17 protein-coding genes and 2 tRNA genes are annotated in these 16357 nt (G+C 67.7%); 14 read left to right on the top strand and 5 right to left on the bottom strand.

The window, feature by feature from the left end; translation table 11 throughout:
* Positions 1-61: 61 nt before the first annotated feature.
* The 5 genes from LX88_RS06175 (at position 62) to LX88_RS06195 (ending at position 2769) form a co-directional block, all read left to right on the top strand.
* Positions 62-151: transfer RNA gene (locus tag LX88_RS06175), tRNA-Ser, on the top strand.
* A 41-nt stretch (positions 152-192) separates the two neighbouring features.
* Positions 193-265: transfer RNA gene (locus tag LX88_RS06180), tRNA-Arg, on the top strand.
* A 475-nt stretch (positions 266-740) separates the two neighbouring features.
* The gene (locus LX88_RS06185; protein ID WP_258946824.1) at positions 741-1187 is read left to right on the top strand and encodes a hypothetical protein; all 447 of its coding nucleotides are present in this window, start codon (positions 741-743) and stop codon (positions 1185-1187) included.
* 232 nt (positions 1188-1419) lie between these two features.
* Positions 1420-2349, top strand: coding sequence for an SAM-dependent methyltransferase (locus LX88_RS06190; protein WP_258946825.1), 930 nt, complete (start codon positions 1420-1422; stop codon positions 2347-2349).
* A 48-nt stretch (positions 2350-2397) separates the two neighbouring features.
* Positions 2398-2769, top strand: a complete 372-nt coding sequence (locus LX88_RS06195) for a hypothetical protein (protein ID WP_258946826.1) — start codon at positions 2398-2400, stop codon at positions 2767-2769.
* Here the strand turns inward: LX88_RS06195 and LX88_RS06200 are convergent.
* Positions 2753-3574, bottom strand: a complete 822-nt coding sequence (locus LX88_RS06200; protein WP_258946827.1) for a serine hydrolase domain-containing protein — start codon at positions 3572-3574, stop codon at positions 2753-2755. The two genes, LX88_RS06195 and LX88_RS06200, sit on opposite strands and share 17 nt — an antisense overlap.
* A 23-nt stretch (positions 3575-3597) precedes the next feature.
* On the opposite strand from LX88_RS06200, the gene LX88_RS06205 reads away from it, so the two are divergent.
* Positions 3598-4509, top strand: a complete 912-nt coding sequence (locus tag LX88_RS06205; protein WP_258946828.1) for a ribonuclease Z — start codon at positions 3598-3600, stop codon at positions 4507-4509.
* Here the strand turns inward: LX88_RS06205 and LX88_RS06210 are convergent.
* On the bottom strand, positions 4454-5311 hold the full coding sequence (locus LX88_RS06210; protein ID WP_258946829.1) for an NAD-dependent epimerase/dehydratase family protein: 858 nt from the start codon (positions 5309-5311) through the stop codon (positions 4454-4456). The two genes, LX88_RS06205 and LX88_RS06210, sit on opposite strands and share 56 nt — an antisense overlap.
* Before the next feature lie 66 nt (positions 5312-5377).
* Between LX88_RS06210 and LX88_RS06215 the strand changes: the two genes are divergently transcribed.
* Together LX88_RS06215 and LX88_RS06220 are read left to right on the top strand one after the other, a co-directional pair.
* A complete protein-coding gene (locus LX88_RS06215; protein ID WP_030477668.1) occupies positions 5378-5587 on the top strand; it encodes a hypothetical protein in 210 nt (69 codons plus the stop codon).
* A 351-nt stretch (positions 5588-5938) separates the two neighbouring features.
* Positions 5939-7192: an ATP-grasp domain-containing protein gene (locus tag LX88_RS06220; RefSeq protein ID WP_245983759.1), complete on the top strand. Its 1254-nt coding sequence runs from the start codon at positions 5939-5941 to the stop codon at positions 7190-7192.
* Between the two features lie 6 nt (positions 7193-7198).
* Here LX88_RS06220 and LX88_RS06225 read toward each other — a convergent pair whose 3' ends face one another.
* Complete coding sequence (locus LX88_RS06225) at positions 7199-7957, bottom strand: hypothetical protein (RefSeq protein WP_258946830.1); 759 nt, start codon at positions 7955-7957, stop codon at positions 7199-7201.
* A gap of 62 nt (positions 7958-8019) precedes the next feature.
* Between LX88_RS06225 and LX88_RS06230 the strand changes: the two genes are divergently transcribed.
* The gene (locus LX88_RS06230; RefSeq protein ID WP_258946831.1) at positions 8020-9225 is read left to right on the top strand and encodes a DNA cytosine methyltransferase; all 1206 of its coding nucleotides are present in this window, start codon (positions 8020-8022) and stop codon (positions 9223-9225) included.
* 312 nt (positions 9226-9537) lie between these two features.
* Positions 9538-10764 carry a thioester domain-containing protein gene (locus tag LX88_RS06235; RefSeq protein WP_258946832.1) on the top strand — a complete coding sequence of 409 codons (1227 nt, stop codon included), beginning with the start codon at positions 9538-9540 and terminating at the stop codon, positions 10762-10764.
* 78 nt (positions 10765-10842) lie between these two features.
* Here LX88_RS06235 and LX88_RS06240 read toward each other — a convergent pair whose 3' ends face one another.
* A complete protein-coding gene (locus LX88_RS06240) occupies positions 10843-12156 on the bottom strand; it encodes a BNR-4 repeat-containing protein (protein WP_258946833.1) in 1314 nt (437 codons plus the stop codon).
* Between the two features lie 187 nt (positions 12157-12343).
* Here LX88_RS06240 and LX88_RS06245 point away from each other — a divergent pair, with 187 nt between their 5' ends.
* From LX88_RS06245 to LX88_RS06260, 4 genes are all read left to right on the top strand, one after another.
* Entirely contained in the window at positions 12344-12514 is a 171-nt protein-coding gene (locus LX88_RS06245; RefSeq protein ID WP_258946834.1) for an antitoxin, read from the top strand.
* Positions 12515-13156 (top strand): putative glycolipid-binding domain-containing protein, encoded by a 642-nt coding sequence (locus tag LX88_RS06250; RefSeq protein WP_258946835.1) that lies wholly within the window; start codon positions 12515-12517, stop codon positions 13154-13156.
* A gap of 82 nt (positions 13157-13238) precedes the next feature.
* Positions 13239-14060 carry a helix-turn-helix domain-containing protein gene (locus LX88_RS06255; protein ID WP_258946836.1) on the top strand — a complete coding sequence of 274 codons (822 nt, stop codon included), beginning with the start codon at positions 13239-13241 and terminating at the stop codon, positions 14058-14060.
* A 13-nt stretch (positions 14061-14073) separates the two neighbouring features.
* A complete protein-coding gene (locus LX88_RS06260) occupies positions 14074-14235 on the top strand; it encodes a DUF397 domain-containing protein (RefSeq protein WP_258946837.1) in 162 nt (53 codons plus the stop codon).
* On the opposite strand, the gene LX88_RS06265 is transcribed toward LX88_RS06260, so the two are convergent.
* Positions 14232-16346, bottom strand: a complete 2115-nt coding sequence (locus LX88_RS06265; protein ID WP_258946838.1) for a S9 family peptidase — start codon at positions 16344-16346, stop codon at positions 14232-14234. The two genes, LX88_RS06260 and LX88_RS06265, sit on opposite strands and share 4 nt — an antisense overlap.
* Between the last annotated feature and the right edge of the window lie 11 nt (positions 16347-16357).

Consider the following 16357-nt stretch of genomic DNA (forward strand, 5'->3'; position numbering starts at 1 on the left):
GCGTTTTGCAACTCGGTTGAGGACCTGTGTAACCTATGTCCCGTGGCCAAGGATGGTCCCGGGAGGCTTCGCCTAGTCTGGTCTATGGCGCCGCACTGCTAATGCGGTTTGGGGTAACCCCCCATCCCGGGTTCAAATCCCGGAGCCTCCGCAAGGCCGAGCCTCTTGAGGATCGGTTACAATTGAATACACGCGCTCGTAGCTCAACGGATAGAGCATCTGACTACGGATCAGAAGGTTGCAGGTTCGAATCCTGCCGAGCGCACTGAATCAGGGCCCCTGTGGAGAATTTCCACAGGGGCCCTGCTCTCATTCGGAGTCATGAGGACCTCACGGCTCCTTGCTTCGACATCAACCCGGCTCTCGAGAACACGTCCGAGAGGTTGGCCGGTCTCTCCCTCGTCCGATCGGGCGAGGTGCTGTACCCCGACTTTCCAAGAGACTTCGTCGTCCTTGCAGATCATGCGAGATCTTGCGAAGGCCGAACGGAGGAGCCTCGGTCGTCGACAACCCCGGCTGATCTTGCGAGTTTGGGACGTAACGACATTTCGGTCAGTACCGACCGTGAAGGCATGCGTCGAACCGCTATCGCCCTGACCGTCGTGGCCGCAGCCTCAGCCGCTTGTGCGTCGACCCCGCCACCGCTCTCCGCACCGCCAAGTAGCACCTCGTCTTCTGCTGCGTCTACTGCTCCGTCGAGCACGACCTCTGCATCGTCGAGGTCGCCTCGCGGACTCCTTGTGAAGGGCATGGGGCAGACGGCTGGTTTCTCGGACCAGCAGACAGGCGCACAGCAGGCGGACTTCAGCGTGGACGCGATCGAAGTCGATCCGAAGTGCACAGGCGAGTTCGTCGAGAAACCTGAACATGGTCATCGCATCGTGCTCACGTTCACCGTGAAGACCACGCCGCAGTTCCGGGCTGACCAGGGATGGCTTGTCACGGGGCACGACTTCGCGATCGTCGGCCCCGACGGCGTCACCGAGACCGCCCTCGTGACCGGGGCCGCGTTCATGTGCCACAACCAGCAGGAGTGGCTGCCGACGAGCCCGTTCGCGCCAGCCTCGACCTATCGCGGGAAACTGCCACTCGACACCCGCAACACGAGTGGGACGATCACGTACCGGCCCCCGCTGTTCGGAATGGCTGGCAGTGGCGGTTGGGAGTGGCAGATTCCGACTCCGTAGTTCGCGGCCCGGTCACCGGCGAGGAGCCGACGCGGCGGCATTGCTCGTACGGAGCACGCCATCGATGACTCCAGCAAGCCGAAGAGCCACCGCCGCAGGCCGAGGCCGAGTGCTCCACACCCTGCGCCTGAGGAGCAAACCACTCTGCAAAAGCCATGATCATCACCACGTGCGGTTGAGGACCGGGACCGTGGACAACCCCGCTGAGCGGGCACTACGTTGAGATTCGCCGGTGCTGGTCGACTTCGGTGTGGCCGACGAGTTCCTCGCTGGCCCTTCGATGAGCGGCCGCGAGCTCAACACGAAAGGCCGGGTTTTGGTGAACACCTCTGTCGAGCAACAGGTCCGCGAGTACTACGACCACGCGGGACCCGCCTACCACGCGCTCATGGGGCAGTTCTGGCACCACGGGGACCTGGAAGCCGAACGGGCCGGGTTGTCGCCCGAGGAGGCGGCGAAGGCGTTGGCGCGCAAGCAGATCGACGCGGCCGGGTTGCGGCCGGGCGGGACCGGGCTGGACTTCGGCAGCGGCGTCGGGGGGACGGCGGTCTACACGGCCTCGGTCGCCGGGGCGAACGTCGTCGGCATCTCCAACAACGAGTGGTTGTCCGCGCAGGCGCGGGCCTACGCGGCCGAGCAGGGGATGAGTGAGCGGGCCGCGTTCCTGACGGTCGGCGACGAGGACTACAAGACGCTGGTCGCGTGGCCGGACGGGTCGCTGGACATGGTCAGCTTCTACGAGTCGGTGTGCCACCTGCCGGAGAAGGCCGCCTTCTTCACCGCGGCGTTCCGCACCCTCAAGCCCGGTGCCTGCCTGGTCGGGGTCGACTGGATCCGCCGGCCGTTCGGCGAGCACGTGACCGAGGAGCAGATCGCGCCGTTCATCGGGCCGGTGGAGCAGGTCATCTCCATTCCGAAGCTCGGGTCGCTGGACGAGTACCGCGAGATGATGACTGCGGCCGGCTTCGTCGTCGAGGTCGCCGAGGACCTCTACCCGGACGTCGAGTGCTGGGGCAGCACGCCGCCGGACGACGGCCAGGGCTGGGGCGAGTATGCCGGCGAGCAGGACACCGTGATCCACGACGGCAAGCGCGTGCTCGACGCCGCGCGGGCCGCCGGTGTCTTCTCGGTCGCGCGGTGGGTCGCGCGCAAGCCCGCCTGATCCGGGCGAACCGGGCCCCGTCTCCAGCGACTGGGAGACGGGGGCCGGGTGTCGGAAGGTGACGGACGGCTGATCTCCAGGCAGAGTGGCGGCGTGGAGCAGCGGGAGATCATGCAGCGGGCGCTCGGCGTCCTGACGCTCACCTACGACGGCGCCGGGTCCAACGACTACCTGCGGATGGCACTCAAGTCGTTGCAGGAGGGCGTGTTCAGCTACGAGGTCAAGGTCGACGGCGAGCTCAACGAGGCCGGGCAGCAGGCCCTCAAGCAGGCGATGGACCAGGTGCTGTCGCAGTTCGGCTGGTTCACGGCCGGGCTGCTCTACGCCTTCCACGGTGTCGCTCAGGCCTACGAGAACGACTACGAGGAAGCCGACGTGCAGGAGGTCCTGCGGCAGCTCGCGATCAGGCTCGCCGACTGACGAGCTCGGCGCGCACGCCGTCGGAGAACGGGGTCCACGCCTCGACCGCCCACGGTCCGAAACGCAGGTCGGTCAGGGCCACGCAGGCCGCGGAGATCTCCGGATCGACCCACAGGAAGGTGCCGGACTGCCCGAAGTGGCCGAAGGTGCGAGGCGAGGACGAAAGCCCCGTCCAGTGCGGTGACTTCGAGTCGCGGACCTCGAAGCCGAGGCCCCAGTCGTTCGGCTTCTGCATCCCGTAACCGGGCAGCACGCCGTTCAGGCCGGGGAACACCACCGACGTCGCCTCGGCCACCAGCTCGGCGGAGACCAGCCGTGGCGACAGCAGCTCGGCCGCGAACAACGCCAGGTCGGCGGCGCAGGACTCGGCCCCGGCGCCCGCCGAACCGGTCAGCGCGGAGGAGTTCATCCCCAGCGGCGCGAAAACGGCCTCGTGCAGATAGGTCGCGAACGGCATCTCGCACGCCTCGCCCACGAAGGACGCCAGCACGTCGAAGCCCGCGTTCGAGTAGATCCGGCGGGTGCCGGGAGCGGCCTGCACCTCGGCCTTGTCGAACGCGTAACCGGCGGTGTGCGCGATCAGGTGCCGGACCGTCGAGCCCTCGGGGCCGGCCGGCTGGTCCCACTCGACCGCGCCCTCCTCGACGGCCACCAGCACCGCGTACGACGTCAGCAGCTTCGTGACGGACGCGAGCGGGAACACGCGCTGTTGATCACCCAGCGAGCCGGCCACGCCGCCGGGGGTGACCACCGCCACCGCCACGTTCCCGACAGGCCAGGACGCCGCTACTTCCACGCTCTGCATAGGACGCACGTTAACGTCAGGGGGTGACAGTCCGGGAACTGATCGTCCTGGGAACGGCCAGCCAGGTCCCGACCCGCCAGCGCAACCACAACGGCTATCTGCTCAGGTGGGACGGCGAGGGCTTCCTGTTCGACCCGGGCGACGGCAGCCAGCGGCAGCTGCTCAGGTCAGGCGCCGCTGCGAGCGACATCACCCGGATCTGCATCACGCACTTCCACGGCGACCACTGCCTGGGCGTCCCCGGCATCGTCCAGCGGCTGTCCCTGGACCGCGTCCAGCACACCGTCCACGCGCACTACCCGCAGTCGGGCGCCCACTTCTTCGAACGCCTCCGCCACGCCAGCGCGTTCTACGACGCCGCGGACGTCAAGGAGGTGCCGGTCGTCGAGGACGGCGAGATCGCCGACGGCAAGTTCGGCCGGCTCGAGGCCTACGCGCTCGACCACGGCATCGACAGCGTCGGCTACCGCCTGGTCGAACCCGACGGCCACCGCATGCTCCCGGAGAAGCTCGAGGAGCACGGCATCCGCGGCCCGGCCGTCCGCACGCTCCAGCAGCAGGGCGAGCTCAACGGCGTCCAGCTCGCGGACGTCAGCGAACCACGCAAGGGCCAGCGGTTCGCGTTCGTCATGGACACCAGGCTGTGCGACAACGTCTTCGAGCTCGCCGACAACGCCGACATGCTCGTGATCGAGTCGACCTACCTGGCCCGCGACACGAAGCTCGCCGGCGACCACGGCCACCTCACCGCCCAGCAGGCCGCCCGCGTCGCGCAGGACTGCCGCGTCCGCAAGCTGGTGCTGACCCACTTCTCCCAGCGCTACGAGGACCCGGCGGAGTTCCTCGCCGAGGCCGCCGCCGAGTTCGACGGCGAGATCGTCATCGCGAAGGACCTGGACCGGGTGCCGGTGCCGAAGCGAGCCACTGGTCTCTGACGATCTCCTTCAGCGCCGACGAACGAGGCTCCCAGCCCAACGCTCGCAGCCGTGACGCGTCGGCCCGCAGCGAACGGACCTCTCCGGGAACGGCGGGCTTCCACGTGACGTCGACGGTCCGTCCGGTCACCTCGGCGACGGCGTCGAGCACGTCCCGGACGGAAGCGGCTGTCGCGCCGACGTTGTAGACCGACGACGTGCCCACGGTGCATGTCTCCAGAGCCACGACGAAGGCAGCAGCGACGTCGCGTACATGCACGAAGTCCCGCACGGCCCCGCCGTCGCCGTAGACCTCCATGCCGGGCACCGTTCCGGCGGCGCACGCCACGGCCCGCGTGATCACCCGAGTGGTGTCGGTGTCACCCCCTCCAGCGACGTTGAACAGACGGAGAGTGGTCGCCCCGATCTGCCCGGACCGCGCCGCCCACGCCACGAGGTCCTCCGCGGCGGCCTTGGAGGCGGCGTACGGGGAGGAGGGTTCCCGGACCGATTCCTCGGTCAGGACGGCCTCGGAAGGCCGGTACACCGTGCCAGTCGATGCGAGCAGGAATCGTTGGCCCTTAAGGGCTTTGAGCAGATTCAGCGTTCCGCCCACGTTCGTCTCCCAGTACGGAAGTGGATCCTGGAACGACTCCCGGACACGGCCCAGGGCGGCCAGGTGGACGACGGCGTCCACGTCGTCCAACTCGAACGGCTCGGAGAGGCGCTGACGGGACAGAACCGGTTCATGCCCATGAACCTGCAGCTCACGCACCACGGCGCGGCCGACGTACCCAGTGGCACCGGTCACCAGAACTCGCACGAGTTGACCCTAAAGGTCGACGGCGACTGCGCCGATAACACACGAGTGAGTTACCCCCATCGCGCTATGCACACAAGCATCGCCGGACTCCTGCACGATCACGCCGTGCTCGAGTTCAAGCGGCAGGAGTTCCTGCGCAACGTGGCTGAGATCGTGGGAGCCGCACCCGCGCCCCAGTCCGCAGAGCTCACGGCGCCGCTGCCGTCGATCAACCCGAAGCGCAGCTTCCTCAACCGCGTTGACCAGGTCCTTCGGGACGCCGCACGCTCCCGGTGAGTACCCGGACCAGCTGCTGATCCACTTGCTTCGAGGCTTGAGCCGACAGGCCCGTCGCAAGATTCATCCGGCCGTTGCCGGACCGTGCTTCGACACACATACCGGGTGGCTCTACGCTACGCGTCACCCGGCGATCGCCGGTCACGTCCTCCGCTTCTCTTAAGCGAGTTTTCGGCGATGAATCATGTCCTCTCAGCGCTCAACGAGCGCCTCGGCAGGTTGTTCGGTGACCGGCTGGTAGTCCTGGCCGGCGGTACGCGTCTGGCGAAGCGCGCGCATGAGCTCCATACGCTCGGCGCCCGCCATACGCTCGTGCTAGATACCGACGATCATGCGCCGCTTCATGATTCGGTGATCGCGCGTTGGGTGTCGCTGGGCATCAAGGGCAGCCTGGTCGCCGTCGAGCAGCGCCGTCTGGGCAAGCTGCTGACCAAGCCGGGAGCCGAGGTCAAGGCGATCCTGAGCGACTTCGACGCCGACGGTGAAGCGGTCGTGATCAGCACGCCCTACAACGAGATCAGCTCGTTCGAGGGCCGCCCGGTGCTCAACGCCCGGCAGCACGACTGGGTCGAGCTGGAGAACAAGACCACCATCGACGCGCTGTGGGACGAGCTGTCCGCCCGCCGCGCGCCCGCGATGGTGTTCGACCTCGACTTCGAACGCCTCTGGGGCGCGTCGGAGATCCTGGACCGCGGCGCCGGCGTCGTCTGGTCCGGCGACGGCCCGGCGATCAACGGCGGTGCCAACTTCGTGCGCCGAGTGCGGTCGTACGAGGAGGCCAAGGAAGCCTTCGACGTGCTCGCGCCCAAGTGCGACCAGGTCCGCGTCATGCCGTTCCTGGAAGGCATCCCGGTCAGCGTGCACGGCATCGTCTTCCCGGACGGCACCGCGGTGCTGCGTCCGATCGAGATGGTCGTGCCGCGCCGCCAGGGCCAGGCCAAGTTCCTCTACGCGGGCTGCGCGTCGTACTACGACCCGCCCGTGTGGATCCGCGACGAGATGCGCAACCTGGCCCGCCGCGTCGGCGAGCACCTGCGCGGCACCGTCGGCTACCGCGGCACGTTCACGCTGGACGGCATCGCGACCGAGGACGGCTTCCTGCCGACCGAGATCAACACCCGCTACGGCGGCGCGATGGTGTGCTTCGAGGACGCCGTCCCGACGCTGCCGCTCGCGCTGGTCCAGGTCGCCCTGGTCGCCGGCTGGGACCTGGGCATCTCCTCGATGGAGTTCGAGGAGCTCGTCCTGCAGGCCGCGGACAACCACCGCGCAGGGGCCGTGGGCGCCAACGTGCGGGCGGTGCAGCCGACGACGGTCGACGAGCGCCGGGTGATCTTCACCGGCTGGGCTTGCCGGCTCGCGCACCCCGAGGAGGCCGCGCACGCGACGCTGCGGCTGAGCCCGTCGCCGATCGGTGGCCGGCTCGACCTCGACCTGCACCGGGAGAACATGCCCGTGGGCGCTCCCGTGGCCGCGCTGACCGTCGCCGCGTTCGCGCTGGCTGACCAGGAGTGGGGGACGGGCCTCGGCGCCCTGGAACCCGCCATCGCGGTCGAGGACGAGAACCAGGTCGAGCAGGCCATCGAAGAGGCCGTCACCGCCTAGGAAGACCTACCAGGCGCCCTCGTCGCCGTACGCGGAGATGAGGGCGAACCGGTAGCCCATCAGGGCTGCGGCGACCTCGCGGGGCTGGTGCACCGGACGCACCAGCCCTTCGCCCAGCACCTTCGGCAGGTCCACGCCCAGCAGTTCGGGCGAGTCCTTCAGCAGCGCCACGGCGATCTCGGCGGCGTCCGCGAGCATTTCCTCGCCTGGCAGCTCGACCATGTCGTTCATGAGGCCGCCGACGAACGGCGGCAGCTTCTCCGGCACCGCGCAGGCCAGCGCGACCAGGCACGCGACCCGTTCGGACGCCAGCGCCTCGAAGATCTTCGGCGCGCCCTGGGCGACGGCGTGCCGGGTCTGCGTCAACCAGTCCGGAGCCGTGCGAGGCAGTTCACGGCCGAGGGCGTTCCACCTGCGGTGCGTGCGCCGTCCGTCCTCGGTGAACCCCTTGCCCGCCAACGCCATGGCGGCCAGCAGGAAGATCACCCGGTCCCGCACGTCCCCGGCGACCTTGTACGAGGCTCCCAGCTCCACCAGGAACGGCACGGTGCAGAACGAGGCCTCGGACACCGTGTCCTCGGTGAGGATTCGCCCAGCGAGCTGTGAGAGCGCGTTCTGCCGCTCGTCCGCGCTGGGGTCCATCAGGGAGCGCAGCAGACGGGGAACGCGACCGGCGCCACCCCGGCCGTCGTAGACCTCGCTCCAGGAAATCCTGTCGAGTCCGCGCAACGGGTCAGGCCGTTGCCAGGCGCGCGGCAGCTCCATAGGCGGGAAAGGTACGGGATGTCAGGGAAGGGACCTCGGCGCCTCGCCCGTACGATCTCGCCGTGTCCTTTTCGGTGGCCGACATCTTCTCGGGTGCGGGCGGCATGAGCTTCGGCTTCCACGCCCACCGCGACTTCCGGTTGGTCGGTGCCGCCGACGCGCAGATCGGCAAGCCCAGCTCGAAGCTGGGTTCGTTGCGCTGCAACGACACCTACCGCGCGAACATCGGCGTCGACCCGCTGGAGGTCGACCTCGCGAAGGTCTCGCCCGCGGCGTTGCGCGAGGTCTGGGGCCTGCAGCGCGGCGAACTGGACGTGCTGCTCGCGTGCCCGCCGTGTTCGGGCTTCAGCCGCATCACCTCCCAGAACCACCTGCGCGACGACCCGCGGAACTCGCTGGTCGGCCGGATCGCGGTGTACGCGCAGGAGCTGCGCCCCAAGGTCGTGCTGATGGAGAACGCTCGCGAGCTCGTCAAGGGCAAGCAGCGCCACCACTTCGACAGCCTCGCCGACGAACTCACCCGAATCGGGTACTCCGTCTGGGGCGGCACGCACATGCTGTCCAGGTTCGGCCTTCCGCAGCTGCGTGAGCGGACGTTAATGGTGGCCGTCGACGGCGGCCTGCCCCTGCTCACGCTGGACGACCTGTGGGAGGGCCGGGTCATCCGCCCGTCGGCGATCACGGTGCGGCGCGCGATCGGCAAACTGCCCGTCCTCGCGGCAGGCGTCGCGGACCTGGAAGACCCCATTCACGTCTCACCGACCTTTTCCCAGGACCGCAGTCTCGAAAGAATGCGCGCGATTCCGGCGAACGGCGGATCGTGGGCTGATCTGCTCCGCTCACCGGAGACCGCCGAGTTGTTGAACCCGGCACAACGCAAGATCGTCGAGCAGCAGAACTGGGGTTCCCACCCCGATGTCTACGGCCGGTTGTGGTGGGACGAACCGGCCCGCACGATCAAGCGGGAATGCGGCCACGTCGGCAACGGGCGTTATGCGCACCCGGTCCAGCACCGCCTGTGCACGGTCCGCGAGATGGCTCTGCTGCAAGGGTTCCCGCGCCAGTTCAAGTTCGACGTCTCGATCCTCGGGAACGCCTACCGGCACGTGGGCGACGCCGTTCCGCCACTGATCGCCTACCAGCTGGCAGGGCTCACCAGGTGGATTCTCACCGGCGACCGCCCGGAGCCCCGCGAGATGTGCCTGCGCGGCACCTCACTGCGTCCCGGCGACATTCGTCCGGCAGAAGTTACCGAAATGGTGGCCTAGGTCTTGAACCGAAGTTGTCGATCATCCGTAGCGAAACGCCTCGATCGATAACTGTTCGGCAACGAATTTAACGTCACCTGACGGAACGAATGCATCGCAGCCCTATCCACTGTGGACACCCTGAGTATGTTTCCGCTGCTCACTGGCTGTGTAGCACCCTCTCCTTACCTCACTCATACGTGTGTCACCCCATCGGCTAACGTCCCGCTCGCTTCCTGTCGGTTCAGTGTCGATGACGACGTGCCGACCGTCCCGACGGATGACGACTTCCCGCCGCATACGGGCCTAACTTCAGTGAGCAAGAGGAGACCCATGGCTTCCCGGTTCAGGATCGGTACCGCGCTGCTGGGCGCGATCGCGGCCCTCACCTTCTCGGCGCTGCCTGCCAGCGCCGAAGTCATCGTCACCGAAGACGGCGGCTCCAACCAGAAGGGCGAGAAGGTCCTCCTCAAGGAGGGGCCGCGCCTCCCGGCGCACAAGGAGCGCTACCTCGACACGGCGGCGATCCGCCTGCAGGTCATGCCCGAGAAGAAGGACAAGTTCTTCGCGTACTGCGTGGAACTGCCGACGGACCTCAAGCCAGGTGACCACCTCCGCGAGTCGACGTGGGGCGAGCACCCGAACAAGGAGCAGTTCAACGCGAACGCGGGCAAGATCCTCTGGATCCTGACCAACTCCTACCCCAGCCTGAACATGGATGCCTTCAAGGCCAAGTGGGGCGGCGACGTCACCCGGGAGCAGGCGATCGCCGCGACGCAGGCCGCGATCTGGCACTTCTCCGACGGCGCCGAGCTCGACATGGGCGCCAGGGACAACGACCGCAACAGCGACAACGTGAAGAGCCTGTACACGAAGTTCTTGGAGCAGGCCAAGAACGAGCCGTCGCAGCCGCTGCCGACGCTCGAGATCAAGCCTGAGACCGCGTCCGGTCAGCCCGGCCAGAAGATCGGCCCGTTCCAGGTCACGACCACAGCCACCGAGGTCAAGCTGACCGCGAACCTGCCTGCGGGCGTCACCCTCACCGACGCCGACGGCAAGCCGCTCGACGCGAAGAAGAAGGACGACAAGCTTCCCGTCGAGGGCAACAAGATCGCCGACTTCTACGTCAACGTCGCGGCCGGCACGCCGGACGGCGAGGCGAAGGTCCAGCTCTCGGCCCAGGCCCAGCTGAAGGAAGGCCGCCTGTTCGTCGCGAAGTCCGGTCAGGCCGGTTCGGACAACGTCGCGCAGTCGCTGGTCACCGCACAGCCGCAGAAGGTCAAGGTCGAGAAGGAGATCAAGGCCAACTGGACGGCCGGCACGCCGCCGACCACCACCACGACGACCACCACGACCGAGACCACGACCACCACCACGACGCCGGAGACCACCACTCCGACCACCTCCTCCACCCCGGCCAACCCGGCTCCGGGTGGCGGCGAGGACGACCTCGCGTCGACCGGTGCGTCGATCCTGTGGCCGCTGCTCGGCGGTCTGGTCCTCGTCGGCGCCGGTGTCGGTGCGCTGTTCGTGGTCCGTCGCAACAAGGCCGGCGCCTGATCTAGGACGCTAGCCTCACAGACGAACGCCCCCTGGTTCCGCGCCGGAGCAGGGGGCGTTTGCCATTCTCAAAGGGTTCTACCGGCGGGTGAAGCCCGCCACGTAGATGTCGCCGTCGGCGACGGCGACGTCCCGGTTGGACGACGCTCCGGAGAAGATCGCGCGGGCGGGGTCGCGGAAGTTCTCCACGATCTCGACGCGCTGCACCGGCTTGGCCGTCGGGATGACGGTCTCCGGCGACCAGAAACGGCCCAGCCGCACCAGGTACGTGTTCACGTTCGGCTTGCCGTCCTCGGTGGCGTAGACGCGCCACGTGAACAGGTCGACCTTCTCGACCTCACGGGTGCGCAGGCCCCGTGCGACCTCCTTGGTCTCCCAGCTGCGACCGTTCCAGGTGGACAGGTAGTTGCGCAGCGGGCCACCGGCCTCGTCGCCCATGAACCACAACAGGAACGGCTGACCCAGGGTCGTGCCCACCTGCTGGATGTAGTCGGGCGACTTCACGTTGTTCGGCAGGGTCAGCGGGGTCTCCGCGACCTTGAGGTGCTTCTCCTGGTCGGCGTCGTCGATCTGGGTGCCCAGGTCCTTGCCCGACGCCGAGTAGAAGTGCCGGTTCTGCGGGTCGAACCACGTGTAGTAGATGTTGCGGTGGTAGCGGTCGTGCTTGTTGCCCTCGGGCCCACCACCGGCGAGCGTGTAGACGATCCGCACGCGGCCGTTCTCCTCCTGGCGGAGCTGGCCGATGTAGATCTCGTTCATGTTGTCCGCGCGGGCGGTCGAGCCGATCGCGAAGCGGTCCCCGGTCAGGTCCGTGGAGGTCTTCCACGTCTTGCCGTTGTCCTTGGACACCACGTAGAGCATCGGACGCGTGTCCGTCGGCGTGGTGCCGTCGAGGTCACGCGTCGTCTCGCGGTAGAACACGTAGATCGTGCCGTCGCGCGTGACGAACGGCATCGGGTACGTGGCCGCGTTCTTCGAGATCAGCGTCTCTTCCCAGACGCCGTCGGCCGAGTTGGGCTGGGGCGAACGGGACATGCGCAACTCGATGTTGTGCATGCCGCGGAAGATGAGCAGGTGCCCGTCCCTGGCCTGGACCATGGTCGGGTAGTTGTGGGCGTCCGACGCACCGTCCGCGATCCGGTTGGGCGTGGACCAGGTGGACTTGCGGTGGTCGTACGACTGGACGTAGCTGTCCTCGTACTGGCCGGCCCACGAGATGAACGTCTTGTTCACCTTCTTGTCGTAGACGCCGCCAGCGACCGGACGCCGGTCACTGCGGGCCGCGACACTCGTGGCCGTGGTCGTCACCGTGAACTTCGCTTTCCCCTGAACATCGGCCGTGGCGTTGGCCGAGGAGACCGCGACGAGCGGCAACAGCAGTACTGCGGACATAACTCCACGCAGGAGTCGTGTCATCGAGCATCCTCCTGGTTCTGACCGCGAAGGCGGCCGACCAGGCGGCGGTAGCGACATCTTCGTTGTCACCGAGCCGACTTGTCCAGGCGCAGTTAGCGTGATCGCGGCTATCAACACGCGGGCCCTACTCGGGTACCCTGCGTCAGGGACGAAGGAGCACCACATGAACTTCGACGAGATCAAGACGAAGGCCCTCGACCTCGCTGAGCAGAACCACGAGAAGGTCGACCAGGGCATCGACGCCGCGGCGGACTTCGTCGCAGGCAAGTTCGGTCACGACCAGCAGGTCGACTCGGTCGCCGAGAAGATCAAGGACATCCTTCCAGGTGGATGAGTGAACTCCTTCAACGCCACTGACGCGGGGCGGGTCACCTCCACCGGAGAGACCCGCTCTCCTTCTGCCCGCCGGCCGGACATGATCACCTGGCAGGGCATCCACGAGCCGCGCCTCGAGCAGGTCCGCCTGCTCCTGTCGAGCGACCTGCGCCTCCGCGCGTCGGGCCGTCTCGTCGCCGCCGGCCCCGACGAGCAGTTCAACGCCTCCTTCGAGGTGTCCGTGAGCGAGAGCGGCCAGGTCAACCGCCTGCTGCTGCGCACGGCCACAGTGCTGGAAGAGCGCCAGTGCTCTCTCTCCCGCACCGAGGACGGCGCCTGGCTGGTCGACCACGGCCAGGGCAGCAAACGCGAGACCTTCAACGACGCGCTCGACGTCGACGTCCAGTTCGCCGTGCTGTTCAACGCCATCCCGATCCGGCGTCTGGGCCTGCACCGCGAACCGGTCGAGCACGCGCTGCCCGTCGTCCGGGTGTCGCTGCCGGACCTGTCGGTGAAGGCCGTGACCCAGACCTACAAGACCGTGTCCGTGGGGGACGAGGTCTCGGTGGTGCGGTTCAAGAGCGGCGGGTTCGAGCAGAACATCAAGGTCGACCCCAACGGCCTGGTCGTCGAGTACCCGCTGATCTCGAAGCGGATTTAGAACCGCTCCAAGAAGTACTTCCTTCGTGGCGAGTCGCATCCAAACGATGGAAGCGCCGAGACTGTGGTTCTAGCTTCCGACCATGCCGAAACGATTTTCGAGCGTGGTCGGTCGCTCGTTCGGTGATGGCGTCCGCGACGCCATCCGGTCCACCGGGCTCACGCAGCGGCAGATCGCCGAGTTGCTCGACTGGGAAGAGGCCAAGGTCTCCGACCTGGTCAGGGGCAAGGGCGGGGTCACAGAGGTCGAGCTCGCGATGCTCCTCGGCCTCTGCCGCGTCGAGCCGGACGAAGCCCGCCGCCTGCTCGCCCTCTACCGGGAGACCCGCGAAAGGGCGTACCTCCAGTTCGACGATGGCGTGCTGGGCCCGCTGCGCACCCTGATGAGACAGGAGCAGCTCGCCAACAAGATCGTCGCTTGGTCTTTGACACTCGTTCCGGGTCTACTGCAGATTGCCGCCTACATCCGCGCTCTCGGTGAGCGATCGGCGGTGGCCGTGGATGTCGAAGAGGCCGTCAGCGCGAAGCTTGAGCGCCAAGCCATCTTCCACCGGAGCAGAGAGTTCGTCTTCTACATCCACGAGCAGGCACTTCGGCTTCCGGTCGGTGGTGCGGACGTGATGAAGGCGCAGCTGCACCACATCCTGACGATGACGGTCCGCCCGTACATCAGCATCCGCGTTCTCCCCAGCGAGTTGGGAGCGCACGCGGGCGTAGCAGGTTCGTTCGTGCAACTGGGCTATGAGAAGTTCGAGCCGGTGATCTTCGTAGAAGGTGCGAGGACTGGCCTCTTCCTCGAAGACAAGGACACCGTTGCCTACTACGACAAGGTAGTGACAGCGCTCGATGAGCTGGCCTTGGATGAGGAACAATCGAGGGAGCTGATCATCAGCATCGTGTCCTGAGGAGGCGCCGGGGATGTCGACGTGGCGGAAGAGCAGCTACAGCGTGAACCAGAGCGACTGTGTTGAGGTCGGTCGTGGCGTCGGCATCCGCGACAGCAAGGCGCCGTCCACGCACCTGCCCGTGTCGGACAAGGCGTGGTCGGCATTCCTGACCGAGGTGAAGTCCGCTCGCTAGAGCATCTCTCCCAGCACCTCGGGGTCGATGACGATCGGCGCCGGCCGGTAGGCGGGCGGCTCGACGCCCATCAACGAGCGCACCAGGAAGTCCCAGGCCCGCGTCCGCACGTAGGCGAGCCGGTCGAGGAGCAGGTGCTCGGCCCCCGGCACGATCAGCAGCTCGAAGTCCTTGCCGGCGGCGATGAGCGCGTCGGCCAGCCGCAGCGACTGGTCCGGGTGCACCGTGTCGTCGAGCTCGCCGTGGATGAGCAGCAGCTTTCCCTCCAACCTGTCCGCGATCAGGACGTTCGACGCCCGCTCCCAGGCCTCGGGGTTGTCCGGCCCGTCGACGGTTTCCGCCCAACCCTGCGCGATGCACGTCGCGTCGTGCGAGCCGGACAACGCGACACCGGCCTTGAAGATCTCCGGGAAGTCCAGCATCGCTCGTGCCGCGGCGAATCCGCCGCCGGAGTGGCCCATCACGCCCACACGTGAGAGGTCCATCCACGGCCGCGACTCCGCCAGTTGGTGCAGTGCCGCGACGTGGTCCTCCAGGCTGCCCGCGTCGGCCAACCTGCCGTACGAGGCGTCGTGGAAGGCCTTTGAACGGCCCGGGGTGCCGCGTCCGTCGAGTGCGACCACCACGAAACCGACTGCTGCCAACGGTTCCCCGTCCATCCCCATGCCGCCGGGGTCGAAGCACGGCTCGACCCTCGTGACCTGCGGGCCGGGATAAACGCTGTCCACCACGGCATAGCTCTGCGTCGGGTCGAAGTCGCGCGGCTTGTAGAGCACGCCGTAGATGTCCGTGGTGCCGTCGGCCGCCTTGACGCGGAAGCGCTCCGGTGCGGTCCAGCCCGTGGCGATCATCCGGCTGATGTCGGCCTCCTCCAACGAGACCAGCACCTCTCCCGTCCAGGAACGCACCGTCGTCACCGGTGGCGTGTCCACAGTGGACGCCGAGTCGACGAAGTACTCGCCGTTCGGAGCCACCGTGACGACGTGGTCCAGCGAGTCGTCCGTGACGACCGTGAAGCCGGTGCCGTCCAGTCCGATCCGGCACACCGTGCGCCGGTACGGGTCCTCCGCGACCAGCCCGCTGGCCGTGAACGAGACGAGACGGTTCGTCTCGTCGACGTGCAGGATCTCGCGGACCAGCCACTGGCCGGTGGTGACCTGGTTCAGCAACGCGCCGGTGTGCAGGTCGTAGCGGTAGAGGTGGCCCCAGCCGTCGCGCTGCGAGAACCACAGCACCTCGTCGGCCAGCACCCGGACGAGGGGCATGCCGTAGATCAGCTGGTTGGGACCGACGCGGTTCGTGCCCGTCTCGCTGAGCACGACGCTGACCTCGCCGGACGATGCGTCCATCCGGTTCAGGGTCAGGGTGTGCTGGTCGCGGGGGCGGCTCAGGAAGTAGACGGTCGAGCTGTCCGCGGACCACCACGCCCATCCGGCCGTGATCGGCGAGAGCTCCGGCATGAGCAGCGGGTCGCACTGGGCGTGGACCGTCTTGCCCGCGGCGATGTCGAAGACGACGAGTTCGGCGAACGGCAGGTCGGCGTCGCCGGGGTAGGCGAAGCGCTGGGTGTGCGTCACCGGGACGCCGCCGTCGGCCGGGCGCGATTCGATCAGGTGGGTCTGGCGGACCTCGCGCTGGTCGGTGCGGTGGGCGAGCACCTTCGCCGAGTCGGGCGACCAGGCCAGGGCAGGGGGCATGTGCGGCAGGCCGAACTTGCGCATCAGCGTGCTGTAGCTCAGGACGTCCGGGCCGTAGCCGTACCCGTAGTCCTGTTCGCCGTCGGTCGTGAGCGCCCACTCGCGTTCACCGGAGCGGGCCCACAGGTCCTGGCCGCGCCGCGAGACCGCGACCTCGCCGTCGGGGGAGGCGACCTCCAGCGGGTTGCCCGGCGCCGCGATGAACGGCATCGGGTCGAAGTCCGGGGTACGGGTGCCCGCGGCCGGGTCGACGACGACGAACTGTCTGGTGTCGCCGTCGCGGACCTGGTACCAGAAGCGGCGGCCGTCTTCGATCCACTGTGGACGGACCTTGTCACCGACGATCAGTTCGCCGGGGGCGGCGAGGCGGCGGAGGAGTTGTTCTGCGGCTTGGTAGTTGGCGGCGGTGCTCATGTCTCTCCCCA

This window comes from Lentzea californiensis, assembly GCF_024648825.1.
GTDB classification, from domain to species: Bacteria; Actinomycetota; Actinomycetes; order Mycobacteriales; family Pseudonocardiaceae; genus Lentzea; species Lentzea californiensis.

What these genes read in the sequence shown, in the direction of transcription:
- LX88_RS06200 (WP_258946827.1), bottom strand. Translation starts at nt 3,574, where the DNA reads ATGCAGAGCGTGGAAGTAGCGGCGTCCTGGCCTGTCGGGAACGTGGCG.
- LX88_RS06215 (WP_030477668.1), top strand. Translation starts at nt 5,378, where the DNA reads ATGCACACAAGCATCGCCGGACTCCTGCACGATCACGCCGTGCTCGAG.
- LX88_RS06225 (WP_258946830.1), bottom strand. Translation starts at nt 7,957, where the DNA reads ATGGAGCTGCCGCGCGCCTGGCAACGGCCTGACCCGTTGCGCGGACTC.
- LX88_RS06235 (WP_258946832.1), top strand. Translation starts at nt 9,538, where the DNA reads ATGGCTTCCCGGTTCAGGATCGGTACCGCGCTGCTGGGCGCGATCGCG.
- LX88_RS06240 (WP_258946833.1), bottom strand. Translation starts at nt 12,156, where the DNA reads ATGTCCGCAGTACTGCTGTTGCCGCTCGTCGCGGTCTCCTCGGCCAAC.
- LX88_RS06245 (WP_258946834.1), top strand. Translation starts at nt 12,344, where the DNA reads ATGAACTTCGACGAGATCAAGACGAAGGCCCTCGACCTCGCTGAGCAG.
- LX88_RS06255 (WP_258946836.1), top strand. Translation starts at nt 13,239, where the DNA reads ATGCCGAAACGATTTTCGAGCGTGGTCGGTCGCTCGTTCGGTGATGGC.
- LX88_RS06260 (WP_258946837.1), top strand. Translation starts at nt 14,074, where the DNA reads ATGTCGACGTGGCGGAAGAGCAGCTACAGCGTGAACCAGAGCGACTGT.
- LX88_RS06265 (WP_258946838.1), bottom strand. Translation starts at nt 16,346, where the DNA reads ATGAGCACCGCCGCCAACTACCAAGCCGCAGAACAACTCCTCCGCCGC.